Source organism: Pseudoalteromonas ulvae UL12, assembly GCF_014925405.1.
GTDB classification, from domain to species: domain Bacteria; phylum Pseudomonadota; class Gammaproteobacteria; order Enterobacterales; family Alteromonadaceae; genus Pseudoalteromonas; species Pseudoalteromonas ulvae.
In genome coordinates this window covers 160,853-184,741 of sequence record NZ_AQHJ01000033.1, presented here as the reverse complement: position 1 = coordinate 184,741, position 23,889 = coordinate 160,853, and the positions used below count along the sequence as shown (strand labels likewise).

21 protein-coding genes are annotated in these 23,889 nt (G+C 40.5%); 7 read left to right on the top strand and 14 right to left on the bottom strand.

The genetic code is table 11. The features are described from left to right. Window positions 1-96: 96 nt before the first annotated feature. Together PULV_RS16310 and PULV_RS16305 are read left to right on the top strand one after the other, a co-directional pair. Window positions 97-444 (top strand): VanZ family protein, encoded by a 348-nt coding sequence (locus PULV_RS16310; protein WP_193332254.1) that lies wholly within the window; start codon window positions 97-99, stop codon window positions 442-444. Further along, on the top strand, window positions 437-1,363 hold the full coding sequence (locus PULV_RS16305) for a ketopantoate reductase family protein (RefSeq protein ID WP_193332253.1): 927 nt from the start codon (window positions 437-439) through the stop codon (window positions 1,361-1,363). The genes PULV_RS16310 and PULV_RS16305 overlap by 8 nt, the downstream gene beginning before the upstream one ends. 58 nt (window positions 1,364-1,421) lie before the next feature. On the opposite strand, the gene thiI is transcribed toward PULV_RS16305, so the two are convergent. Continuing rightward, entirely contained in the window at window positions 1,422-2,879 is a 1,458-nt protein-coding gene (thiI, locus tag PULV_RS16300; RefSeq protein ID WP_086744187.1) for a tRNA uracil 4-sulfurtransferase ThiI, read from the bottom strand. A gap of 286 nt (window positions 2,880-3,165) precedes the next feature. On the opposite strand from thiI, the gene PULV_RS16295 reads away from it, so the two are divergent. Both PULV_RS16295 and PULV_RS16290 read left to right on the top strand, forming a co-directional pair. Beyond that, window positions 3,166-6,717 carry a methyl-accepting chemotaxis protein gene (locus PULV_RS16295; RefSeq protein WP_193332252.1) on the top strand — a complete coding sequence of 1,184 codons (3,552 nt, stop codon included), beginning with the start codon at window positions 3,166-3,168 and terminating at the stop codon, window positions 6,715-6,717. A gap of 150 nt (window positions 6,718-6,867) precedes the next feature. Further along, complete coding sequence (locus PULV_RS16290) at window positions 6,868-7,728, top strand: transporter substrate-binding domain-containing protein (protein WP_193332251.1); 861 nt, start codon at window positions 6,868-6,870, stop codon at window positions 7,726-7,728. Between the two features lie 37 nt (window positions 7,729-7,765). Here the strand turns inward: PULV_RS16290 and PULV_RS16285 are convergent, their stop codons facing one another. Continuing rightward, window positions 7,766-8,350: a YceI family protein gene (locus tag PULV_RS16285; protein ID WP_193332250.1), complete on the bottom strand. Its 585-nt coding sequence runs from the start codon at window positions 8,348-8,350 to the stop codon at window positions 7,766-7,768. A gap of 5 nt (window positions 8,351-8,355) precedes the next feature. Beyond that, window positions 8,356-8,925 carry a cytochrome b gene (locus tag PULV_RS16280; protein WP_086744183.1) on the bottom strand — a complete coding sequence of 190 codons (570 nt, stop codon included), beginning with the start codon at window positions 8,923-8,925 and terminating at the stop codon, window positions 8,356-8,358. Window positions 8,926-9,055: 130 nt separating this feature from the next. Here PULV_RS16280 and PULV_RS16275 point away from each other — a divergent pair, with 130 nt between their 5' ends. Both PULV_RS16275 and PULV_RS16270 read left to right on the top strand, forming a co-directional pair. Beyond that, entirely contained in the window at window positions 9,056-9,931 is an 876-nt protein-coding gene (locus PULV_RS16275; protein ID WP_193332249.1) for a LysR family transcriptional regulator, read from the top strand. A 167-nt stretch (window positions 9,932-10,098) separates the two neighbouring features. Further along, window positions 10,099-11,166, top strand: coding sequence for an ABC transporter substrate-binding protein (locus tag PULV_RS16270; protein ID WP_193332248.1), 1,068 nt, complete (start codon window positions 10,099-10,101; stop codon window positions 11,164-11,166). Here PULV_RS16270 and PULV_RS16265 read toward each other — a convergent pair. From PULV_RS16265 to PULV_RS16245, 5 genes are all read right to left on the bottom strand, one after another. Further along, entirely contained in the window at window positions 11,163-11,336 is a 174-nt protein-coding gene (locus tag PULV_RS16265; protein WP_176365183.1) for a hypothetical protein, read from the bottom strand. The genes PULV_RS16270 and PULV_RS16265 overlap by 4 nt on opposite strands. 369 nt (window positions 11,337-11,705) lie before the next feature. After that, complete coding sequence (locus PULV_RS16260) at window positions 11,706-12,470, bottom strand: substrate-binding periplasmic protein (protein ID WP_193332247.1); 765 nt, start codon at window positions 12,468-12,470, stop codon at window positions 11,706-11,708. 102 nt (window positions 12,471-12,572) lie between these two features. Next, window positions 12,573-12,974 carry an 8-oxo-dGTP diphosphatase MutT gene (mutT, locus tag PULV_RS16255; RefSeq protein ID WP_086744179.1) on the bottom strand — a complete coding sequence of 134 codons (402 nt, stop codon included), beginning with the start codon at window positions 12,972-12,974 and terminating at the stop codon, window positions 12,573-12,575. Between the two features lie 118 nt (window positions 12,975-13,092). Next, window positions 13,093-15,798, bottom strand: coding sequence for a preprotein translocase subunit SecA (gene secA, locus PULV_RS16250; protein WP_086744178.1), 2,706 nt, complete (start codon window positions 15,796-15,798; stop codon window positions 13,093-13,095). A gap of 45 nt (window positions 15,799-15,843) precedes the next feature. Beyond that, complete coding sequence (locus tag PULV_RS16245; protein ID WP_193332246.1) at window positions 15,844-16,764, bottom strand: M23 family metallopeptidase; 921 nt, start codon at window positions 16,762-16,764, stop codon at window positions 15,844-15,846. 20 nt (window positions 16,765-16,784) lie between these two features. On the opposite strand from PULV_RS16245, the gene PULV_RS16240 reads away from it, so the two are divergent. Then, entirely contained in the window at window positions 16,785-17,261 is a 477-nt protein-coding gene (locus tag PULV_RS16240; protein ID WP_193332245.1) for a DUF721 domain-containing protein, read from the top strand. Between the two features lie 58 nt (window positions 17,262-17,319). Here the strand turns inward: PULV_RS16240 and lpxC are convergent, their stop codons facing one another. The 6 genes from lpxC to murC all read right to left on the bottom strand — a co-directional run bounded on the left by lpxC (window position 17,320) and on the right by murC (window position 23,880). Further along, on the bottom strand, window positions 17,320-18,231 hold the full coding sequence (gene lpxC / locus PULV_RS16235; protein WP_086744175.1) for a UDP-3-O-acyl-N-acetylglucosamine deacetylase: 912 nt from the start codon (window positions 18,229-18,231) through the stop codon (window positions 17,320-17,322). A gap of 86 nt (window positions 18,232-18,317) precedes the next feature. Further along, window positions 18,318-19,526 (bottom strand): cell division protein FtsZ, encoded by a 1,209-nt coding sequence (ftsZ, locus tag PULV_RS16230; protein WP_193332244.1) that lies wholly within the window; start codon window positions 19,524-19,526, stop codon window positions 18,318-18,320. 20 nt (window positions 19,527-19,546) lie between these two features. Then, a complete protein-coding gene (gene ftsA / locus PULV_RS16225) occupies window positions 19,547-20,779 on the bottom strand; it encodes a cell division protein FtsA (RefSeq protein ID WP_086744173.1) in 1,233 nt (410 codons plus the stop codon). Beyond that, complete coding sequence (locus PULV_RS16220) at window positions 20,776-21,558, bottom strand: cell division protein FtsQ/DivIB (protein ID WP_086744172.1); 783 nt, start codon at window positions 21,556-21,558, stop codon at window positions 20,776-20,778. The genes ftsA and PULV_RS16220 overlap by 4 nt, the downstream gene beginning before the upstream one ends. 1 nt (window position 21,559) lies before the next feature. Next, window positions 21,560-22,474: a D-alanine--D-alanine ligase gene (locus tag PULV_RS16215; protein ID WP_086744171.1), complete on the bottom strand. Its 915-nt coding sequence runs from the start codon at window positions 22,472-22,474 to the stop codon at window positions 21,560-21,562. Further along, window positions 22,471-23,880: a UDP-N-acetylmuramate--L-alanine ligase gene (murC, locus tag PULV_RS16210; protein WP_227009431.1), complete on the bottom strand. Its 1,410-nt coding sequence runs from the start codon at window positions 23,878-23,880 to the stop codon at window positions 22,471-22,473. The genes PULV_RS16215 and murC overlap by 4 nt, the downstream gene beginning before the upstream one ends. Between the last annotated feature and the right edge of the window lie 9 nt (window positions 23,881-23,889).

The following is a 23,889-nucleotide window of genomic DNA, read 5'->3' as shown; positions in this document are numbered from 1 at the left end:
GTCAAATGATTATTGCTAATTGAGTTACAAAAAAGCAGCAGCGTCGCTCACTTAGTTTGATATACTGACCCATAAGTTAAATCAAGAGCCAAAATTGTGAGTCGTCGAGTTTACCAATTAGTGTTTTTTATTGCTGTGCTATCGTTTACAGCGTTATTTGCCAAGGAAGTAAAAGGTGGGATCATGTTATTCCCACACATAGATAAAGTGGCACATTTTGGCATATTTTTCATTTTAGCAGGGTTGCTTGCCCATGCGATCAAAGCTCCGATTTGGGTGTATATTCTCGTCCTTGCAAGTTATGGTGGCATTGTCGAAATCATGCAACATAACCTACCCCATCGCCAAGCCTCAGTCGCTGATTTTATTGCCGATACTTTAGGTGCCTTAAGCTATTTTGCAGCTTCTTATTGCTGGCACAAATATGTGAAAAAAGATGCCTGATATTCATATCATAGGTAAAGGTGCGATTGGCTTATTATATGGTTACTATTTACAACCACATTATGCCGTTACACTGTGCTTACGCGCTCAGCTGCCACATTCTCACTTCAATTACTGGCGTAATGATGAATGCACAGCCTTTACACCCAAGATTGAAGATATTGAAAGCCAAGATAAAATAGAATGCGTAATTATTCCGACCAAAGCCTTTAGTGTTTTAGATGCTTTTAACGCAATTAAACCTAGATTAAGTAAGCACGCAGTCATTATTTTAAGCCACAACGGTATGGGCAGTATTGAGCTTATCGCGCCTTTACTAAGTGGTCAGCAACAATTGTTTTTCCTCACTACCACGCAAGCAGCCTATAAACGCTCACAGCAAGACGTGATTCATACTGGCCATGGAATGAGTAACCTCGGAGCGGTCAATGCTGCCGCCAAAGCGAATCAAGCAAAGGTGTTTAAAAATTTAAGTGTGGCTATCCCTGATTTACACCTTGTTGATAATATCGAACAACTTTTGTGGCAAAAACTCATTATCAATGTTGCGATTAACCCGCTGTCTGCCATTAATCAAGTGAAAAACGGCCAGCTCACCCAGCCCAAATACGCTAGCCAAGTGTTGCATTTAGTCCATGAAGCCTATCAACTGGCTTTAGTCCAAGGCGTGAAGATAGAACTGCATAAAGTTCTGTATTTAGTCTACAAAGTGATGCGCGACACTGCAGACAACTTTTCATCTATGAATCGAGATATCGCAGCCGGGCAGCCATCAGAAATAGAAGCAATCTGCGGTTACATTGTGCAATTAGGGCAACAATATAATCTAGCAACACCGTACAATATGGACATGCTCAAACAAATTAATCATGATGCAAATGCAAAAAAAAGCGCACCAGATGGTACGCTTTTACATTGATATTTAACTCTTTAGCGTGTCTTCCTGATATCGAAAACACGCTGATATGTAAGCATTTTTATGGACGATATACTTTCACATTTCCATAGCCATTTTCATGTAAAATCAACGCTTGCAGCTGACTCATCACACCTTTGGCACAATACAAATAATATTCTTTATCTTGAGGTAAATCCCCAAACTTAGTGGCTAAGCGAAAAAACGGCACATGGACAACTTCAACCCCTTCAAGTTCTAACGGGTTGGCATCTTCTTCTTCTGGAGAGCGAATATCAACAACCACAGCGTCAGCAGGTAAATCAGACACTGATTCAGCCTCTTTAACCTCTTGCTTAGCTTCAACTTCAATATCTCGAATATCCATGATCCGTGCGTTATAAACAACGGTATCTAAAATCTCAAAATCAAATTTTGCCTCTTCTTCAATGATTTTTTCTAGCTTCGCCTTCACCGTTGGCTTTTTAGAAATCACTCCACAATATTCAGGCATGGCTTCTGCCATTTCAGAAGTGCCTATTTGCCGAGCTATATTGATGATTTCTTGTTTATCATGCTGAATAAGCGGTCGTAAAATTAAGGTATCGGTTACTTGGTCAATCACACTTAAATTCGTCAGTGTTTGACTCGACACTTGCCCTAAACTTTCCCCCGTGACTAATGCTTCTACACCCATTTTTTTAGCGACCATGCTGCCTGCACGCATCATCATACGTTTGAGCACCACACCCATTTGGCTATTTTCAACATTTTCTAATATTTCAGCGACAACAGGTTCAAAATCAACACTGATAAATTTCACTTTGTGCGTTGAACTAAATTGCTTCCAAATATAGTGGCTTGCTTGCTTAACACCGATTTCATGCGCAGCGCCCCCTAAATTAAAAAATAAGAAGTGTGTGCGAGCTCCTTTACGGATCATTTGATAACTGGCAACACCCGAGTCAAAACCACCTGACATCAGTGAAATGACATCTTCTTGTGTCGGCAGAGGGAATCCAGCCATACCAAAGTGAGTTTGGGTAATAATGTAGGCCCGTTGATCTTTAATTTCGATTTTTACAGTTTCTTGCGGAGCCTTTAGTTTTACTCTGGCACCCGGTACATTTTGATTTAGCCCACCACCGACATAACGCTCCACATCGCTAGAAGTAAAATCATGCTTACCTTGGCGTTTACAACGTACACAAAACGTCTTTCCTGCTACCACGTCATAATTAAGTTTCAAGGTCGCTTGGTAAATATCGTCGAGAGTCTCGAAGGCAACTTCTTGCACTTCAATAAATTGCACAATGCCCGGAATGCGCTTTAGCCCGCCAATGAGTGCATCTCGTATCGCTAAATCTTCACTATTTGATACTACACTCACGTTATCGTAGTTATTCACAATTTTGACTTTTTCGTCAATTCTACGCATAACGATTTTAACGTTATTTTCTAATAATTTAGTAAAACGCTTTCGGACTGAACGACTCTTAATAGAGATCTCAGGGTGCAATTTAACAATAAATTTAAACATCTCATTTACTCACTCGGCGACAAGCGCGCGATTATAGCAAATATGGCCCTGCGTAGGAAATATGTTGTGCTATATAAGCCAACTCCCTCCCTCTTGAACATTTGCTTAATACTTTCTATTACAATCTATTCAGTTATTAAATACAGACCGCATGTCAAAATCTATTTACATCGAGGGAGGTATAACACAACGACAACTTGAACGTTTTTCATACATAACTAATTAATTGTTCCTATACTGATTATTGGAACAAACATTAGATGTATTCAACAAAAAGGGAATTGGCATGTTTCACTTCTTCAATCAACTGACATTACAGAAAAAACTAACCTCTTTACTAATTTTTATTGGTGTATGCCCTGCCATTTTTTTAGCCATAATGGCACTTTATAATTCAACAAATGCAATACACAACATCAAAGGGGAAAACCTTTCTGCCATTGCTAGCCTCAAAGGGGACGCTATAGAACGTTATTTTACTCAAGCCACCCAACAACTTAAAAACCTTTCACATCAATCTTCACTTAAGCAAGCCATCACTGATTTTCAAGCCGGATTTGCACAAAACAAACTTATCGATGATTCATCTTTAAATCAGTTTTATACACAAACGTTTGCTTCCTCATACCAAAATAAGACTAACCAAGCAATTGATGGCAACAGCTTGTATTCTGCACTCTCCCCCGAGGCAAAACAGCTGCAAAGTACATATATTAGTGCGAACCCATACCCTCTTGGCAAAAAAAATAAATTAGTTCAGACCAATCAAACTGGGCTCTATGAACAAGCCCATCAGTTATATCATCCCGACTTTTCTACATTTGTGAGTGATTTTGGTTACTACGATTTATTTTTAATTGATGCCGGCAGTAGTAATGTGATTTACAGCGTGTATAAAGAAGTCGACTTTGCGACGAATTTAGCCAATGGTCCATATCAAACAAGTGGTTTAGCGCAAGCTTTTAAACAAGCATTAACAAAAAAACCAGATGAAATTGTAATGATTGACTACCAACCTTACATCCCATCATATTCAGCTCCGGCAAGCTTTATAGCCACTCCAATTTATCAAAACTCAACTATTATTGGTGTACTTATTCTGCAACTGCCATTAGATCAAATCACCCAAGTAATGCGTTCTGATTATGGGTTAGGGAAAACAGGTGAATCCTACTTGGTTGGGGCGGATATGAAATTGAGATCAGATAGCTTCTTTGATCAAACCATGACTGTGACTCAGTCTTTTTCACAACAACAAAATAAACTCGAAAGTTTACCCAGTATTCGCAATGCGTTAGCTGGTAACAATGGCGTGTTAAATACTGTGAACTATCAAAATCAAGATGTCATTACTGCGTATCAAAATGTTGATGTTGCTGGCACCCAATGGGCGCTCATAGTCGAGCAAAGTCAATCTGAAGCCTTTACTTTAGTGAATAACCTCACCACTATTTTTGTGATTAGTTTATTAGTCGTGACAGGATTAATTGCTCTTTTAGCCTTCAAGTTTGCCGCAAGTATTGCAATGCCAATCAAACAGTTGGCTGAATTTTTACTCACGCTCAAAGAAAAATGGCAGTTCTCGATGCGCGCGCCTGTGCATGGTAACGATGAAATAGCTCAAGCAACCAAAGCCTTAAATGAAATGCTCAGCTCTCTACACAGTGCCGTTGGCGATATAAATCAAACTATGTCTCAACTGGCTGATGGTGAATTTAAATCCCGCGTTACTGTCGAGGTCGATGGCGATCTCAATACACTTAAATCAACCATAAACACCTCAGCTGCCAGCATTGATTGCGCTATCGATGAAATCAACGATGTAATGAAGACGATGCGAAATGGTCACTTTGACAAAACCACTACAATCCAATGCCAAGGTCAATTAGCGAGTCTGACCAATAACGTTAATTTAACCGCGCAAGCGCTCGGACAATTTATTAAGCAGGGATCTTTTGTCATGCAGCAAGTCGAACAAGGACTTTATACTCATCGAGTTGAGTTATCTTGTCAGGGCGACTTAATGCATTTTAAAGAAGCCATCAATTTATCAGTTGCCAACACCGAGCGCGTGATCAAAGAGATTGTGAACGTGATGGCAGCCATCGAGCAAGGCGACTATAGCCAATCAATCACCTGTGAAGCGAAAGGTCAGTTAGCACAGCTAAAACAAGCGATTAACGAATCAGCAAGTAGTACTTCTACAGTTATTTCTGGGGCGGTTAATGTGATGCAATCTCTTTCACAGGGTGACTTTAATGTCAGTTTAGATACGCCGTGTAAAGGGGAATTAAAAACCCTGCAAGATTGCATTAATCGAGCGGCCCATGATACCGACAAAGTGATCTCGGATATTATTTCTGTCATGAAAGAAATCGAGAATGGCCACTTTGATAGCCAAGTAGAAAGCCCAGCTAATGGACAACTGGCAGAATTAAAAATTGCAATTAATACCTCAGCTTCCGCGACATCATCATTCATTACTGATGCAGTGATTGTGATGCAATCATTATCGCAAGGAAACTTTACACACCACTTAACCGTCCCAGCCAATGGTGATTTAGCGACTTTAAAAGAGTGTATCAACACCGCCGCAACCGACACAAATACGGTGATATCTGACATCATTAGTGTGATGCAAAAAGTATCCAAGGGCGAATTCGAGCAACAAGTCGCTGTTGCAGCAACAGGTCAATTGCTCGATTTAAAAAACAATGTCAATCATGCGGCGGCACAATGCGATAAAGTCGTTCATGCCGTATCAGAGGTGATGCAGGCTCTGGCAATAGGCGAACTCGATAAGCGTATTCACATCCAAAGCGATGGGGATTTTGACAAACTATTTACCGCGGTAAATACCACTTCAGATACTCTTTCAACCGTATTTGGCCAAACAAAACAAGTGATGGAAGCGGTCGCTAAGGGTAATCTGACTCACACCATCTCATATAACAGTCACGGTGAATACAACGCGGTTAAACAGAGTATTAATGAAACAGTGACAAATCTCGTGGCGATGATTGAAGACATTCATCATACCGCCGACATTGTGACCAAAAGCGCACAGCAGTCTTCTCATGAAACAGCAGAAATAAACCAAAGTGTCTTTCAACAAGTCGAAAATCTTCAAACTATCAGTAATGCCATGAACGACATGAACCAAGCAATCAACAATACCGTGGCGCAAACCGAGCAATCAATGAACTTGTCTATTAAAGCCTATGACTATGCAAACAATGGTGAGCTGGTTGTTGCAAGAGTGGTTGATGCTATGCAAGATATCAATCAATCAGCTCGTAAAATGTCGAGCATTATCAGTACCATTGATGAAATAGCCTTTCAAACCAATTTACTCGCTTTGAATGCGGCCGTTGAAGCAGCTCGCGCAGGAGAGCAAGGACGAGGATTTGCGGTGGTGGCCTCTGAAGTAAGAAACCTCGCGCAACGATCAGCAGCGGCCGCAAAGGAAATATCTGTCTTAATAAAAGAATCTGCAAGTAAAGTTAAACTTGGCGTTGAGCTTGCTACTGAGTCCGGCAGTATCTTAAAGCAAATAACGGTTTCGAGCCATGAAGTTAAGGATGTGATTGACTCAGTAACACGCGCTATGCAACAGCAATCAGGCCAAGTTGCATCCGTTGCACAATCGGTTGTTAGAGTAGACAGTGGCGCACAAGAAAACGCATCTTTGCTTAATAATTTAGCTAACAATTTTGAACAAGTACAAAGCCAAGCTGACGCATTACAAGCATTAATCAACAAATTTAAGCTGATGGAGCATGACGTTATTTCGCTCGATTCCCCTCGTTTGAGCCACACGCAAAAACTCTTAGCCTAATTGGATTTATCCACATGGCGTCAGTTATGGCGCCATTTTTTTGCTTACTGAACACTTTAAAACCATACTTACTATTCACTCACCCAAGTGCATCGTTAGTAAAAAGCATGCGCTATATTTAAATTCAACATTCAATAATGAGGAGAAAAAATGAAGTGGCTATTTTCTCTGTTATTTATTCTCAGCTCATCAGTCTCCTTAGCTAAAGAGCAAATAAATTGGTTGATTATTGATTTTCCTCCTTATTATTTTAATACCGATGATAAAAAGCTTTTAGGCCGAGATAGAAGTGTCATTGCGTTGTTGCAACAGCAATTACCTAACATAGATTTTACTTACCAAACTATTCCAGGAAGTCGATTAATTCATGATCTCACTAACCCTTCTAATCAATTTTGTTTTTTGTCGTTATATAAAACACCTGAGCGACTACAAAAGATTGTATTTACACAGACCTCATCGACATTTGGTATGGCTCCAACAGTCATGATGCTGAAAGAAAAAGCGGTGAAATTAAACTTAATGTCGCACACGCACGTTTCTTTAAAAAAGCTACTCATTATTGATCAACTGACACTCGGATTATCGCCCAACCGATCATTTGGGAATAATCTTGATGTGATTATAAATCAAGCTATATCTGCTCAGATCATTAACCGAGCTGGAATGGATATTTTAGAAAATCTAGTCATGATGCTGCACAAAGAGCGGCTCGATATTGTACTAGGTTACCCCGATGAAGAAATGTATCTTGCTCAAAAGCATCTTATCAATGAAGACCTACGGATATTTCAATTAGATGAAGCCCCTACTTATAGCCGTGGTTATATTGGCTGTACTAACACACCTAAAGGAGCCGAGCATATCGCATTATTGGACAACGCCTTGCTGAATATTTATCAAACGGATGATTACCAACGCGTATTAACGCGCTGGCTTCCACCGTTATTCCACCAGCAGTTTAACGAATTTTTATTAAAAGCGACCCGAACGGCCCCCACCAAACAATAAGTAGGTGACCCTCGTTACTGAGTCATCGACTTACCTATTACTGCTTTATTCCTTCAATATGCAACTCAATATCAACGTGAGTGGATGCAGACCCTAAATCATAGTCAATACCATAGTCGGCAAGCTTTAAACGTGTTTGCCCCATAAAGCCAGCACGATATCCCCCCCAAGGATCTTGACCTTCTCCTACTTTTTCAATCTCAAAGTCGATTGATTTACTCACACCATGCAAGGTAAACAAGCCTGTTACGACACCTTTTTGCTCGTTATCAAATGTGATGCTTGTACTTTTAAATGTGGCCTTTGGATATTTACTCACATTCAAAAAATCTTTCCCTCTAAGATGCTTGTCACGTTCAGCATGATTAGAGTCAATACTCGCTGTATCTATTTCTATCGAAATGGCCGCTTCATTCGCCTTGCTGACATCGTAACTAAATTGGCCATCAAAAGTATTAAATCGACCATGTAACCAACTGTAGCCCAAATGCTTTATTTTAAAATTTATAAAAGCATGCGCCCCTTCTGTATCAACTTTGTATTGCGCACCATAAGCTTGCTGGCTGTTAAGGCCCAATAATGTGACTGCCGCTAACGATAGTCCTACTAAGGTATTTTTCATTACAATCACTCCCACTTATTTTGTTTTATATTTACCATTCGCAGCAATGTGCGATCTTTATCAAAAAAATGATGTTTAAATGCACCTAAAGCATGAACTGCAATCAATGTCATTAAACTCCACGCCAACCAAAAATGAATCTCACCAGCCACATCTTCTTGTTGTTCAATCGAAAAAGGCAGCGCTGGTATGGATAACACGCCAAACACGTCAATTGCTCGCCCGTCAGCTGTCGAAATTAAAAAGCCTGTTAGCACAATTAAAAACATTAACGCATATAAAAGCAGATGAACATAATGAGCAACACTTGCGAGTACCTTTGCAGAAGGTTGCTCAGAATGGATGGGCTCGGGCACGACATTAAAAAAACGCCAAGCAACTCGTGCTAGTAATAGTAAAAAAACACTAATCCCAATACTTTTATGTAAATCAAGAGAGCCTTTATACCAAGCGTCGTAATAAGTTAGTTCGACCATATACAGACCCAGCGCAAATAAAAATACGATGGCAGCAGCCATTAACCAGTGCAATACAATTGCAACTGTTCCATATTGGTGTGATGAATTTTTTAACATGTCCCCTCCCAAGTTTATATAGCCAGTTTACGGAGATAAAATATTAAAAAAATAGCGAAATTAGAAAAACAATTGTGCATATTTGCACAACTATTTACACTGATGTTATTCATTTTGATGAGGAGTTCCCATGCCACAGGTTAGCTGGGATGATTATAGAATCGCTTATCAGGTTGCCTTAGATGGCAGCTTAAGCAAAGCTGCGATTAGCTTAAACATTAATCACAGCACAGTGTTACGTCATATCAATCGCTTAGAAGAGCATTTAAAAGTGACTCTTTTTATCCGCCACCAGCGAGGCTACCAGCTAACAGATGCTGGGTTTGTTTTACTCAACAAAATGCCGACCTTTGAAAGTAACTTCGCTCAGCTTCATAATTTACTCAATGAATGCGAACATGAAATTAGAGGAAAGCTGCGCATAACGACAGTGTTAACTTACTCCACTGAGCTCAATCCTGCATTGAAAGCGTTTATTGAAGCGCACCCTCACCTGCGTATCGAGATCATCGCTACAGATGAAATTGTCCCCTTAAAAAGTGGCAGTGTTCATGTATCAATCCGGATAGGTAAAAAACCCAGCGAACCCGATATTATTGCCAAACATTTAGCTGATATCGAAATTGGCTATTACGCAGCCCAAACTTATATTGATAAACATGGTACACCCAGTCAGCCTGATGAATTTCAAAATCATGCTTGGGTTTTACCCAGCGGAGGAAAGCGTGCTATTCCATTTGTAGATTACATCAATCAACACATTAAAGAAGATAATATCATTTATCAAAGTAATCATTTTCCTGATGTACATCAAGCTGTTATTGATGGTTTTGGGATTGGCCCTCTGGATAAAAAACAAACTATTTTACATCCTCATTTGCAACCAATCCAATCAATAAACTTGGCACCTGCTGAGTCTGTATGGTTTGTTTATCATCGAGATTTAAAGCACAGTCATCGTGTAAAATTGCTCTACCAATTTTTGCAAAGCCACTTATTTACCTAAGATGTACTGTGCTCTCCCTTAAGTATGGAGATTTTACCTGTTCGCTATTTGCTGGCTTACGTATTGTATAAATTTAAGAGGCTAACCTCTTAAATTTATCACCCAATCTAAGGTTTACTGTTTATAATTTATTATCCCTCAGCTTACTTCCAAGGAAGACATTGAAGATGAACCTTATTAAATCTTTAGTTATTTGTTTCTTTGTCTTTTTAAAGTGTGCGCCTGCAAACGCGATTTCAGTGGTATTTATAAACCCTGGGCACCAGCAAGAAAATTCGACTGGCCACTTCTGGCTTAATGTTGACCGTTTTATGCAAGCTGCTGCGGATGATTTTAATATCGATCTCAAAACTTTTTTTGCAAATCGCGATCATATTTATATGAAATCTCTGCTGCTGCAAGCTATTCGCTTAAAACCCGACTTCATCATATTGGTAAATGAAAAAGGGGTCGGTTTAGAAATGCTAAAAATGACCAATCAAGCAAATATTCCCACCTTGTTTCTATTTAATGGCTTAAGGGATGAAGATTGGAAAAATCAAAGCCACAATATCACCGAATACCCTTTTTTAGTGGCCAGTATTGAACCCGATAATTATCAAGCAGGGTTTAAGCTGGCACAAGAACTCCTCAAACAACACCAAATTCGTTCGAATGACCCAGCAAAAATATTAGCCCTTCATGGTGACTACAATACTTATGCCGCCATCGATCGGAAAAAAGGGATGACAGATGCTTTTAATGCAGCAACAATTGCTGTGGAAATAGTTGGTGAAGATGTTGCCAACTGGTCACAAGCTCAAAGTGACACTCTCAGTCAGGCTTGGCTAACACGATTTTCTGATATTAATCTCATTTGGGCAGCCAATGACCCGATTGCATTCGGAGCCAAAAAAGCGTCATTAGAAAATTATCAAAGCCGAGTGATCGGGGGAATTAATTGGGATAAAAAGCCTGACTTTGCCAAAGATCTCATTTCAATAGGAGGTCATGTCACACTTGGGGGATATGCGATGGCTTACATTAATGATTACTACCATCAACTCCTACCACGACAAGAAATCGCATTACAAGTGGATATTTTTGAAAGAGAGTCGAAGCAATCGAGTAAAACCCTCATTTCACTGCAAAATAAACAGCAACTACACAAAATTGATTTTACAAAGTTTAGTTTACAACACCGCACTAGACTAATTTATACAATCGATAACCTAGTGAAGGCTTACAAGCATTAATCAGTTATTCTACGCTGCTGTAATTTTAGCATTTCTGCCTTTATTTCTTGTAGATAGGGGTCATCATACCCGAGCTTTTCAAATTCGTTTATACAGGCTTGATATTGCCCTATCACATCATTATCGAGTACGGTTGGCTTATCTGCCTTTGGGTTAAATGTAAAATCCATCTCACATATCCATCTTGTTGTTTGTGCTGTAATTATATAAAGCTGGGATAGGTAAACATAGGCATGATTATTTAAGTTTTTATGACAGTACTAAATATAAAAGCAGACGATAATGAAAAATAGCTAATATAAACAGTTTGATAGGGAAATAAAAAGAGTTTTGACTCTAAAATAATATTGCTATTTGTACACATTGCAACAACAAACTAAGACAATGTCTCACACTGAATGTAGCTAAATCGGCACTGTTGATAAGCAAGAGTTAGTTTTAAACACAATAAAAAAGAGCAATCACTCCAAATGACTAACAATTTCCCTTCTTGACCCGACTAAGCAATAGCGACTCAAAACCAGCATCCCCAATAACAATTACTTTTGGTCTGGTAAGGCGGTCTGATAAAAATCATATTTATTAATCAGTGCTTGGTAAGCAAGAGTGGTTTTGAAGTCAATTAATGCGCGATTGAATTGTGCTTTTAAGGCTATGTCTTTAAACCCTAAATGATAATGACTGGTTGCAAAAAGTGGATGGATATCAACATTGTCGATATGAGCTTGCTGCATAACAGAACGGCTTATGTAATTAAATATATTCACATCCATCACCACTGCATCAACACGCCCCTTAAGTAACATTTCGACTTGGTGAGTTTGATCGGGTAACTCAAAATAAAATGGACTACGAGTAGTCACTTTGGCATACCTTTCGCCCAACACTATGCTTGCATTTTGGAACCCCACAAACGAAATAGAAGCTAAATCATCAATCGACGTAAAACTAAACCCCCTTCCTTTTAAGGTGATAACCGCATTGTGATAATTAATGTAGCTTTCACTTAATTGCTCCGCACTAATTTTCATACGAGGGCTCAATGTCATCGCAACATCAATTTTACCTTTTTCAAGTAAGTAATGGGAACGGGCAAACGGAACGTAAATAAAATTCAGTCTATAGCCCATTTTGTTAAAAATGGCACGAATTAATTCAATTTCAAATCCTGTATCGTTTTCTTCTATTACATAAGGGGGTTTGTTCCAGCCCACACTGACAGCTAAGGTCGCACCATTGGCTTTACCACTTAAACTAACAGCAAGCACAAACATTAAACTCAATAACCAACACAATCTGAGCATCAACCAAAACCTAATCACGTAACCTTATATGCAGTGTAGCTAATAAAATCTTATCACTGTGATTTTTGATGTTCGAAAAATAGCTCTCTTGCTATGTTTTGATCACTCAGCCAATAGTTTATCTAGAATAACCTGATTAGCTTCTGGAAATTGATAATTCTGTAATTCATGCAAATCTACCCACAATCCTTGCTGGCCTTCGAGTCCTTTTGCTTCGCCGCTAAAATCCTCAACTAAATGAACATCTAAGAACACCGCTTTATCACCATAATCATGGTGGATTTCCATAAATGGGGTTGAGCATCTCACGACTAAATCAACTTCTTCTTTTAACTCTCGCTGGAGAGCTTGTGTTACTGTTTCAGCAGCTTCGACCTTCCCACCTGGAAATTCCCATTTCCCGCCTTGATGCTTATCCTCAGGCCGTTTACAAATAAAGATAGCGTCATTTCGCTTAATCACTCCAACTGCTACATGAACAATTTTTTTCTGTTGAACACTCATTATTCCCTCTCATATTTTTGTTAATCGGTATTTATAGCCCATACACTGACTGAACCAATTAATGTTCAAAAACTAAAAAAGCGACTTTACGTCGCTTTTTTAGTGTTACCACAGCTAATTACTTTAATTTGCCGTGACATTGCTTGTACTTAAGCCCTGAGTCACAAGGACATGGATCATTGCGACCAACTTTGGCTTCAGCTCGAACCATACTTGGTGCAGCAGGTGCTTCACCACCTACTTGCTCGGCTTCTGCATGTTGATATTGTTTTTCAACATTTTCAGCGCGACGACGTTGCTCTTCAACAGCTTCAACATCTTCTTCAGCACGGACTTGTACTTTACTTAAAATGCCCACTACATCGACTTTTAAGTTTTCAAGCATTTCGGTAAAGAGTTCGAACGACTCACGTTTATATTCTTGCTTCGGATTCTTTTGCGCATAACCACGTAAATGAATACCTTGACGAAGATGATCCATAGCCGCTAAATGATCTTTCCAGTGCTGATCTAAGCTTTGCAACATAATCGATTTTTCGAACTGGCGCAGTACTTGTGCACCCACCATTTCTTCTTTTTGCTTATAAGCATTATCGATTACTTCTTCGATACGCTCGCGTAGCTTTTCTTCAAACAATTTATTGTCTTCATCAAGCCATTGCTGTACCGGAATTTCAATTAAGAAATCTGCTTTTAAGCACTCTTCCAAGCCAGGAATATCCCACATTTCAGCTAGAGATTGTGGCGGAATATACAAATCAATCTTGTTATTAAGCACATCTTTACGAATAGCAGTAATTGTTTCTGAAATATCCCCTTCATCGAGTAACTCGTTACGCTGGGCATACACAACTCGACGCTGGTCGTTTGCAACATCATCAAATTCTAATAATTGCTTACGAATATCAAAGTTTCGCGCTTCGACTTTGCGCTGTGCATTTTCGATCGCACGGTTAACCCACGGATGCTCAATCGCCTCACCTCGTTCCATCCCTAATTTACGCATCATATTTGTCATGCGCTCACCAGCGAAAATACGCATCAATGAATCTTCCATTGATAGGTAGAAACGGCTTGAACCTGCATCGCCTTGACGACCAGAACGACCTCGTAGCTGATTATCGATACGACGAGACTCATGGCGCTCGGTAGCGATGATATGAAGACCGCCTGCAGCAATAACATCATCATGAGTTGCTTGCCATTCTAGCTTAATTTGAGCAATTTTTTCGTCAGATGGATTATCTAACTTCGCAATTTGAGCTTGCCAGTTACCACCTAAAACGATATCAGTACCACGACCAGCCATATTGGTCGCTATCGTTACTTTGCCAGGTAAGCCTGCATCAGCAACTATATCGGCTTCTTGTGCATGGAACTTCGCATTAAGCACATTGTGCTGTATTTTTTCTTTGCGTAAAAACTGCGATAAATACTCAGAGCTTTCGATAGAAATGGTACCAACTAACACTGGCTGACCGCGTTTTTGACAATCAATTATGTCTTTTAAAATGGCTTCGTACTTTTCTTCTTGTGTTAAATAAACAAGATCAGCACGATCATCACGGATCATTGGCTTGTTTGTTGGAATTACGACCGTATCCAGCCCATAAATAGATTGAAACTCAAATGCTTCAGTATCAGCTGTACCTGTCATACCTGACAGAGTGTTGTATATTCGGAAGTAGTTCTGGAAAGTGATTGACGCTAATGTTTGGTTTTCATTTTGAATGTTTACCCCTTCTTTTGCTTCAACAGCTTGGTGTAAACCTTCAGACCAACGACGGCCTTCCATTGTACGGCCGGTATGTTCATCAACGATGATAATTTCGTTGTCTTTTACAACATAATCAACATCTTTTTGGAATAATTTGTGTGCACGTAATGCAGCATAGATATGGCTTAACAGTGTAATATTAGCAGCTGAGTACAATGACTCACCTTCTTGCATTAATCCGCGCTCAAGAAGTAATTCTTCGACCTTAACTTGGCCACGCTCTGTTAAATGGATTTGCTTACCTTTTTCATCAATAGTGAAATCACCATCGCCTTCTATACCTTCTTCGTCTTCTTTTTCTTGACGTTCGAGTAACGGAACGATTTTGTTAATTTCAATATACAGTTCAGAGCTATCTTCTGCAGGGCCAGAAATAATAAGAGGAGTACGTGCTTCATCAATCAGAATCGAGTCAACTTCATCGATAACAGCAAAGTTTAGCTCACGCTGAACACGCTCTTCCGGTGAGAAGGCCATGTTATCGCGAAGATAATCGAAGCCAAATTCGTTATTGGTTCCATAAGTAATATCAGCTAGGTATGCTTGCTTTTTATCATACGCATTCATACCCGGTACATTACAGCCAACCGATAAGCCTAAAAACTCAAATAAAGGTCTATTTGTTTCAGCATCACGTTTAGCAAGGTAATCATTCACAGTAATAACATGGACACCTTTGCCACTTAAACCGTGTAAATAAGCGGGTAGTGAAGCCGTTAAGGTTTTACCTTCACCGGTACGCATTTCAGCGATACGACCTTGATTTAGTACCATCCCACCGATCATTTGCACATCGAAGTGACGCATATTAAATACACGCTTAGATGCTTCACGAACAACAGCAAACGCTTCTGGCAGAATATCGTCAAGCGTTTCCCCATCATCAAAACGCTTGCGGAATTGTGCCGTTTTTGCTTTTAATTCTTCGTCTGTTAATGCTTCTATTTGTGATTCTAGAGCATTGATCAACGCCACTGTTTTTCTTAAATTTTTAATGGTGCGATCATTGCGACTACCAAAAATTTTGGTAAGTAAATTAGCTATCATGATAAAACCGTTACAACCCTTGTTTTTGTCAGCCTATGCTAACGCCTAATTTGCACGTGTGCGATATACAGTTCGTAGTGGATTGGTCTGAATGCCTTTGTTGAGCACCTCATAATGCACATGCGCGCCAGTCGAACGGCCCGTATTGCCCAATTCCGCTATCGTCTGCCCTTTTTCAACTACATCACCTACTTTGACTAATAAAGTACGATTATGGCCATATCGAGTTGAGATCCCATTGCCATGGTCAATTTGGACTAAATTACCATAACCTGAGCGCTCTGCAGACCATGTTACCACACCTGCGCCTGTTGTGATGACTGGATCACCCTCAGAACCTGCAAAATCAAGTCCCTTATGCATTGCTGCTTGACCGGTAAATGGATCGTTTCGCATACCATAGTACGAAGATAACCATCCCTGCATAACCGGTTTACCAGAAATTTGTGAACTTTCTTTTATATGGTGATTCATTAACACAGATTCAAGTAGCGACATTTTATGCGCTTGATCTGTCAGCGCCAAGTCTATTTGATCAATTTCTGCCAATACTGACCCAAGCTTTGCTTCTAATGATTGATATTGATCACTGACAGGACCACCTTGGGCCATATTTTGCAACACATCGTATTCATTTTCAGGAATGTTGGCAACCTTTGCAAGTGTCAAACCCAACGCGTTAAGTCTATTCACTTCGCTGTGTAATTGAGCTAACTTTACTTGATAGGATACGAGGTGATCGTCAGCTTTATGACGTAAATCACTCATCATTGCTTGTTGCTGCTGGTAATCTAGCTTGACTTTTAACAAGCTTGCGGCAACATGCTCTCGGTCTGATTGATAGTGATGCCACTGATACAGATTAAGTACTACACTTACAGACAGTACGGCTAAGCTCAATACAGCAAGTGCCATACCTTTATTAAAGCGACATTCAGTCACTTTATTTATTTGATTAACTTTCATATTAACTACTAATACCCACTATGGCTAAAGACAGATACGCACCAAAAACCTTGGATGATTTAATGGCAAACATGTCTAGCCGAATGTCATCTTATGTTGGGAAAAGCCAACAGCTTAACCAGCATCAAGAACTACTGACACAGTGTGTCGGCGCTACTATGGCGCAAAAATGTCGCATAAGCAACTACCGTGATTCTATCTTAGTTATTGAAGCAGAATCGGCAGCCGTGGCAATGCGTTTAAATTATATGAAGATGAGCATCTTATCTGATTTACGAAAAAATGGACTGGCTGATTTATGTCAAATAAAAATCCAAACCTCTCCTCGCGCTGCCGCAGATCAACAAGCACAAAAAAAACGCTCCGAGCCAATTCATAACTCTAGAATACTCAGCCAACAAACTGCCGATGCTTTACTTGAAGTCGCCGAGCATGCTCCAGCTTCTTTAAAAGCAAAACTCGAAAAGCTCGCAGCTCTGAGCAAAAAAAATAAATGACCATATTTTAGATATAAAAAAAAGCTGACTAAGTCAGCTTTTTTTTATATGTCTTTGTTTATGCTTTTACGAGCTCTAAACCTGGCGCTGGCATCGAGACCGTCTCATCAAACGTAGCCCATTGCCAAGCTGATTCTGTTGCCATTAGTTTACGCAATAATTTATTGTTCAAGTCATGGCCTGATTTAAACGCTGTTACTTTGCCCAATAAGTTATGACCTGTCATAAACAAATCACCCACACAATCTAAGATTTTGTGTTTTACAAACTCATCAGGGTAACGAAGGCCATTCGGATTAAGTACTTTGTACTCATCCAAAACAACCGCGTTATCCATGCTACCACCTAGCGCTAAATTATTGGCATGCATATACTCGATATCTTTCATAAAACCGAAAGTACGCGCGCGACTAATTTCTTGAGTAAAGCTTTGCGCAGTAATATCAAGGCCAATGCGTTGACGGCTATCATTGATTGCAGGATGATTAAAATCGATTTGAAAATCGATATGAAAACCATCATATGGTTCAATTTCAGCCCATTTATCACCATCTTCTACGCGTACTTTTTCAGTAATACGGATAAAACGTTTTGCAACTGCCAATTCTTTGATTCCCGCTTTTTGCAACAGGTAAATAAACGGCAATGCACTGCCATCCATGATCGGCACTTCAGGACTATCGAGTTCAACAACTAAATTGTCGATTCCTAATGCAGCAATAGCTGCAATTAGATGCTCTGTAGTCGATAAGCGAACACCGTCTTCGTTAATCAAACAGGTACATAGCTGAGTATCGCCCACGGCTTCAGGTGTCGTGTAAAAATCCACAACCGGATCAAGGTCCACGCGACGAAATACAATCCCAGTATTCGCAGCGGCAGGTCGGAGAGTAATAGAGACCTTTTCTCCCTTATGAAGCCCAACTCCAACGGCACTTACTAACTCACCAATCGTACGTTGTTTAATCATAGGCAATGCTTCGCTTATATTAATTAATAAAATGACGGCAGATCTTACCACAAGTAAGACCAGCTGACAATTCGATTGATTACTTATTAATCAGCTTGTTTACGTAAAAAAGCTGGAATGTCAAAATAATCGCCTTCTGCTGGTTTCTTTGCAGCTGGAGCATGCTCTTTTGCTGCCGTTTGTTCCGTATGATTTTGCGTCACAGCCTCATCACTTTGTGATGTTTGGTTAGCAAAACTCGGTACAAACACACCAGGATTAGTTGCTACATTGCTCGCAACATCTGAACCCGACGCTTTCTTTAAGTTATTTTCAACAATCCCAAATTGTGGACGACGATCGCCACCTAGGCCTGTTGCAACAACAGTTACTCGTAATTCATCGCTCATATCAGGATCAATTACCGCACCAACAACCACAGTCGCATTTTCAGATGCGAGTGCTTTCACATGATTACCGACCGTTTCAAATTCTTCGATCGCAATATCCATACCGGCAGTGATATTAACCAAAATACCTTTGGCACCAGTTAAATCAACATCTTCAAGTAATGGGCTTGAAATAGCAGCTTCCGCCGCTTCTTGAGCACGATCAGGGCCTGAAGCCGAAGCTGTTCCCATCATCGCCGTACCCATCGCTGACATAACAGTACGTACGTCCGCGAAATCCACATTGATCAAACCTGAGCGAGTGATAAGTTCTGCAATACCTTGTACCGCACCATATAAAACATCATTCGCTTTTGCGAATGCGTCTAATAATGTCGTACCTTTACCCAAAACTTTAAGTAATTTATTGTTCGGAATTGTAATTAAAGAATCAACAATCTCAGAAAGCTCAGCAATACCTTGGTCTGCAGCTGCTGCACGTTTCTTACCTTCGAAATCAAACGGGCGTGTCACAACTGCAACAGTCAAAATTCCCATTTCTTTGGCCAGTTTAGCCACAACAGGCGCTGCACCTGTACCTGTGCCACCACCCATACCAGCAGCAATAAAGATCATGTCAGCCCCTTCAAGGCTTGCACGAATTGTTTCTGCATCTTCTTCAGCTGATTCTCGACCAACAGCAGGGTTTGCACCGGCACCTAGGCCTGATGTAATTTTAGTCCCAAGCTGCACAGTGACATCTGCAGACGACTTACGTAATGCTTGCGCATCCGTATTTGCTGTTATAAAACGCACGCCTTCAATTTGGCGCGTTACCATGTGCTCAACAGCATTACCGCCACCACCACCGACACCGATGACTTTAATGACAGCTTCTTCGCTGTGCTGCTCCATATAATCAAACATATTCACTCTCCGACTAGAGTTTAAAATTCACCTTGGAACCATTTAGTAACGCGGTTCCACCAATTTGTGCTAACACTCTCTGTTGACTTTCTTGCATTTGCGACTTGCATTGTTCGGCCATATTGTAACAAGCCTACAGCTGTCGCGAATGAAGGATCATCAACATAGTCAGACAGCCCAACCATCCCGATTGGACTACCAACACGTGCTGGCATCTGAAAAATTTCTTCTGCTACTTCCAACGCATGGGCCATTTTTGCTGTACCGCCAGTTAATACAACCCCAGCAGCAATTTGTTCTTCGAGCCCAGAACGACGGATTTCTTCCATTGCTAATTCAAATAATTCTCTAAAGCGAGGTTCAACCACCTCCGCTAACGTGTGGCGGGACATAATTCGAGCAGGTCGACCACCAACACTAGGAACCTCTATAGTATCCTCTGTGCTAGCCCTTTGGCTACTTGCACATGCATATTGCACCTTAATTGCTTCAGCGTGCGAGATAGGGGTACGGAATATCTTCGCGATATCACCTGTTACCTGATTACCTGCCACGGTAATAACCGCTGAATGGCGTAAAGAACCATTGGTATAAATCGTAATATCCATGGTCCCTCCACCGATATCAATCACCGCTACACCTAGTTCTTTTTCGTCTTCCGTTAACACTGAATAGCCAGACGCTAACGCAGAAAAAATCAGCTGATCAACATGCAAACCACAGCGTTCAACACACTTTTCAATATTTTTTGCCATGTCATTTGAGCAAGTAATAATGTGTGCACGCGCTTCCATTCTTACACCACTCATACCCAAAGGGTTTTTAATTCCCTCTTGCATATCAATGCTATATTCTTGCGGCAAAGCATGGAGCATTTTTCGTTCAGCAGAGATAGGTACAGATTTAGCAATATGAATCACATTTTCAACATCTTCAGAGCTAACTTCTGCATTATTAATCGCGACAACACCATTCTCATTTTGACATTGAATATGCTTACCAGAAATTCCTAAGTAAACAGAGCTAATCCGACAATCTGCCATGATTTCAGCTTCATCAACAGCACGCTGAATCGACTCAGATACTAGGTTTAAGTCATTCACACCACCTTTATCCATGCCGTGCGAAACTTGAGTTCCAACACCAACAATACTTAATTTGTTATCTGCTGTTATTTCGCCAACCGTTGCAACGACTTTTGATGTACCTACATCAAGTCCAATCACTAAATTGCGTTCTGCCGACTTTGTCATGCTTTACTCTTTTGTTGTTGTAATTGTTGTGACTGAAGTTGCTTCCAACTCACTGCCAGCCCAGTATCATATCTTAAATCGACCACATCGACCTCTGCATCCTTGCGTTTTAATAAATAAGGGTATAAATCAATAAATCGTTGTACCCTTTGTGCTTTTTCTTCACGGCCTAAATTTAATTTAATGCCATTATCTAACCAAAGTTGCCATGAAAATCGCTCTGACAACGCTAAGCTGGTTAACTTAAAATTATTGATGTAAAACAATTCATGAAATTGCTGAAATGTTTGCCATGCCTCTTGCTCACTCCCCTCAGGACCAAATAAATCGGGCAGTGGCTGAGTAATATTTTTTTTAGGGGCTTGAAATGCCTCCCCTTTATCATTCAATAGCTGATCGTCATTCCACACCGCTACCGGCACATGCTCTACCACAAAAACCTTTAATGTGTCAGGCCACTGTTTACGAATAGATGCACTAGCAACCCAAGGTAAATCAACCACTAAATCTTGAACTTGATTGACATCAAGTTCAAAAAAGCTCGATAAATCAGCTTTTCTAATCGCTGACAAAATCTGTTTTTCACTGGTGTAAACAGGCGCTCCGAGCACGACCACTTGTTTAATTTGGCTGTTCTTTTCACTTGCCATCCAATTACTTACGGAGACAAAGCTGTGTACTAATCCAATCAACACCAATAAAAAGAAACCTAAGCCAAAAAACAACGACCAATTAATGCGTTGTTTTATCTGACTCAGTGTTTCCAGAAATTGTTTCATACTAAAGCGTTTGCTCCAATATATTTATAACTAATTGGTTGAAATTTATACCATTCGCTTTCACAGCCATCGGTACAAGTGATTTTTCAGTCATGCCCGGTACAGTGTTTACTTCTAGCAAATAAAACTGACCGTCTTTGTCTTGCATAGCATCAACGCGCCCCCAACCAGATGCGCCGACTAGCTTAAAAGCTTGCTGTGCGAGCTGTTGCAAATAATCAGTTTGATCCGACGTCAGATCTGCTGGACAAAAATACTGCGTGCTATTCGCTTGATATTTTGCTTCGTAATCATAAAAACCACGAGGCGTAACCATTTCGACAATCGGCTGTGCAATTCCTGCAATCACAGTCACAGTAAACTCTCGACCAGTAATCCACTTTTCAAGCATCACCGTATCATCAAAACGAAATGCATCATTAATTGCTTGATTCAGCTGCGCTGCAGTATCAGCCTTTGCCATCCCGATACTTGAACCTTCATGGGCAGGCTTAACCATAACCGCACCGAATTGAGCAATAATTTGTTCAACGTCAAAATGCGCGCCTTGCTCAACAACTAAAAAATCCGCAGTGCTCAAATTTCGTGCTTTGAATAATTCTTTGCAACGCACTTTATCCATGGCCAAAGCCGAGCCTAATACGCCACTTCCTGTATAAGGCAATCCAAGAAACTCTAGTGCTCCTTGAATCGTGCCATCTTCGCCACCTCGGCCATGCAAGGCGATAAAAGCACGATCGGTGTGCAAACTTTTTAAATCAAATAAATTACGCTCAGCGGGATCAAATGCAAATGCATCTACGCCTTGCTCTGATAACGCATTAAGCACTGCTTGACCAGAACGAAGGGACACTTCGCGTTCTGCTGAACTTCCGCCCATTAACACGGCCACTTTACCAAACTGCTGTGGATTCATGCATTCACCTGCTTTAACTTCTCAATATCTAACTGGGTATCAGCCAGTACTTTAACTAATTGGCCGATATTACCGGCACCTTGTGTCAGCACTAAATCATCGCCATGTAACACTTCACTAAGCACTTGTGGTAAATCCGCAGGGCTAGCAATATAAAGAGGCTCTTTACCTCTTTGACGTAAGCTCCGACAAAGACTTTTACTATCAGCTCCTGGAATGGCTTGCTCTCCTGCAGGATACACCTCAAGCAACAGTAATAAATCAACATCCGCTAACACCTGCACAAACTCTTCGTAAAGATCACGGGTTCTGGTATATCGGTGTGGTTGATACGCCATCACTAAGCGTTTTTCAGGCCAGCCCTCTCTTACCGCTTTGATTGTCGCGGCCACTTCTGATGGGTGATGACCATAATCATCAACCAGCATCACGTCACCACGCTCAGTTGAAAATTGCCCATAATGCTGAAAGCGTCGACCAATTCCTTCAAACTCACTTAACGCTGCGATAATAGCGTCATCCGCAATCCCTTCATCTTTTGCGACAGCAATTGCCGCCGTAGCATTAAGTGCATTATGAAGGCCAGGCATATTCAAGTTAACAGCTAAGGCATGCCCTGATTTATCTGTGACAGTAAACGTACTTGTATTACCTGATTGGCTAAAGCCAGTCATTCGATAATCAGCATTTTCAGCTTGACCATAGGTTAAGAACTTGCGGCCAAATCTTGGCTGTAATTCTTCAATCACGGCATCGTCTGCGCAAACAACCGCTAAACCGTAAAATGGTAAGTTATGGATAAACTCAATGTAGGTGTCTTTCATATTTTCAAAGTCACCTTGGTACGTATCCATATGATCAGCTTCAATATTGGTTATCACTGACACCATAGGCTGAAGATGCAAAAATGACGCATCGCTTTCATCAGCTTCAGCAATCAAAAAGCGGCTTGAGCCCAATTTTGCATTAGTCCCAGCACTATTTAATAACCCACCGATTACGAACGTTGGATCTAATTCAGCCTTTGCAAAAATGCTGGCGATTAAACTGGTTGTCGTTGTTTTCCCATGCGTTCCAGCAATGGCAATTCCATGGCGAAAGCGCATTAATTCAGCCAACATCTCTGCACGACGTACAATAGGTGTATGATTTTGCTGGGCCGCTATAATTTCTGGGTTGCTATGATCTATCGCACTTGAGACTACTACCACACTCGCATTTGCTACATTACAGGCCTCATGGCCAATATAAATTGTCGCCCCTAACGCAGATAAGCGCTCTGTCATTGAGTTTGCAGCGATATCTGAGCCGGTAATTTTATAGCCTTCGTTCGCTAACACTTCAGCAATTCCACCCATACCCGCACCACCTATACCAATAAAATGGATAGATTCGACACGTCTCATTGCGGGTAA

Bases quoted from the DNA above. Each gene is read 5' to 3' on its own strand.
- PULV_RS16305 (WP_193332253.1), top strand. From the start codon at position 437: ATGCCTGATATTCATATCATAGGTAAAGGTGCGATTGGCTTATTATAT.
- thiI (WP_086744187.1), bottom strand. From the start codon at position 2,879: ATGTTTAAATTTATTGTTAAATTGCACCCTGAGATCTCTATTAAGAGT.
- PULV_RS16295 (WP_193332252.1), top strand. From the start codon at position 3,166: ATGTTTCACTTCTTCAATCAACTGACATTACAGAAAAAACTAACCTCT.
- PULV_RS16290 (WP_193332251.1), top strand. From the start codon at position 6,868: ATGAAGTGGCTATTTTCTCTGTTATTTATTCTCAGCTCATCAGTCTCC.
- PULV_RS16285 (WP_193332250.1), bottom strand. From the start codon at position 8,350: ATGAAAAATACCTTAGTAGGACTATCGTTAGCGGCAGTCACATTATTG.
- PULV_RS16280 (WP_086744183.1), bottom strand. From the start codon at position 8,925: ATGTTAAAAAATTCATCACACCAATATGGAACAGTTGCAATTGTATTG.
- PULV_RS16275 (WP_193332249.1), top strand. From the start codon at position 9,056: ATGCCACAGGTTAGCTGGGATGATTATAGAATCGCTTATCAGGTTGCC.
- PULV_RS16270 (WP_193332248.1), top strand. From the start codon at position 10,099: ATGAACCTTATTAAATCTTTAGTTATTTGTTTCTTTGTCTTTTTAAAG.
- PULV_RS16265 (WP_176365183.1), bottom strand. From the start codon at position 11,336: ATGGATTTTACATTTAACCCAAAGGCAGATAAGCCAACCGTACTCGAT.
- PULV_RS16260 (WP_193332247.1), bottom strand. From the start codon at position 12,470: ATGCTCAGATTGTGTTGGTTATTGAGTTTAATGTTTGTGCTTGCTGTT.
- mutT (WP_086744179.1), bottom strand. From the start codon at position 12,974: ATGAGTGTTCAACAGAAAAAAATTGTTCATGTAGCAGTTGGAGTGATT.
- secA (WP_086744178.1), bottom strand. From the start codon at position 15,798: ATGATAGCTAATTTACTTACCAAAATTTTTGGTAGTCGCAATGATCGC.
- PULV_RS16245 (WP_193332246.1), bottom strand. From the start codon at position 16,764: ATGAAAGTTAATCAAATAAATAAAGTGACTGAATGTCGCTTTAATAAA.
- PULV_RS16240 (WP_193332245.1), top strand. From the start codon at position 16,785: ATGGCTAAAGACAGATACGCACCAAAAACCTTGGATGATTTAATGGCA.
- lpxC (WP_086744175.1), bottom strand. From the start codon at position 18,231: ATGATTAAACAACGTACGATTGGTGAGTTAGTAAGTGCCGTTGGAGTT.
- ftsZ (WP_193332244.1), bottom strand. From the start codon at position 19,526: ATGTTTGATTATATGGAGCAGCACAGCGAAGAAGCTGTCATTAAAGTC.
- ftsA (WP_086744173.1), bottom strand. From the start codon at position 20,779: ATGACAAAGTCGGCAGAACGCAATTTAGTGATTGGACTTGATGTAGGT.
- PULV_RS16220 (WP_086744172.1), bottom strand. From the start codon at position 21,558: ATGAAACAATTTCTGGAAACACTGAGTCAGATAAAACAACGCATTAAT.
- PULV_RS16215 (WP_086744171.1), bottom strand. From the start codon at position 22,474: ATGAATCCACAGCAGTTTGGTAAAGTGGCCGTGTTAATGGGCGGAAGT.
- murC (WP_227009431.1), bottom strand. From the start codon at position 23,880: ATGAGACGTGTCGAATCTATCCATTTTATTGGTATAGGTGGTGCGGGT.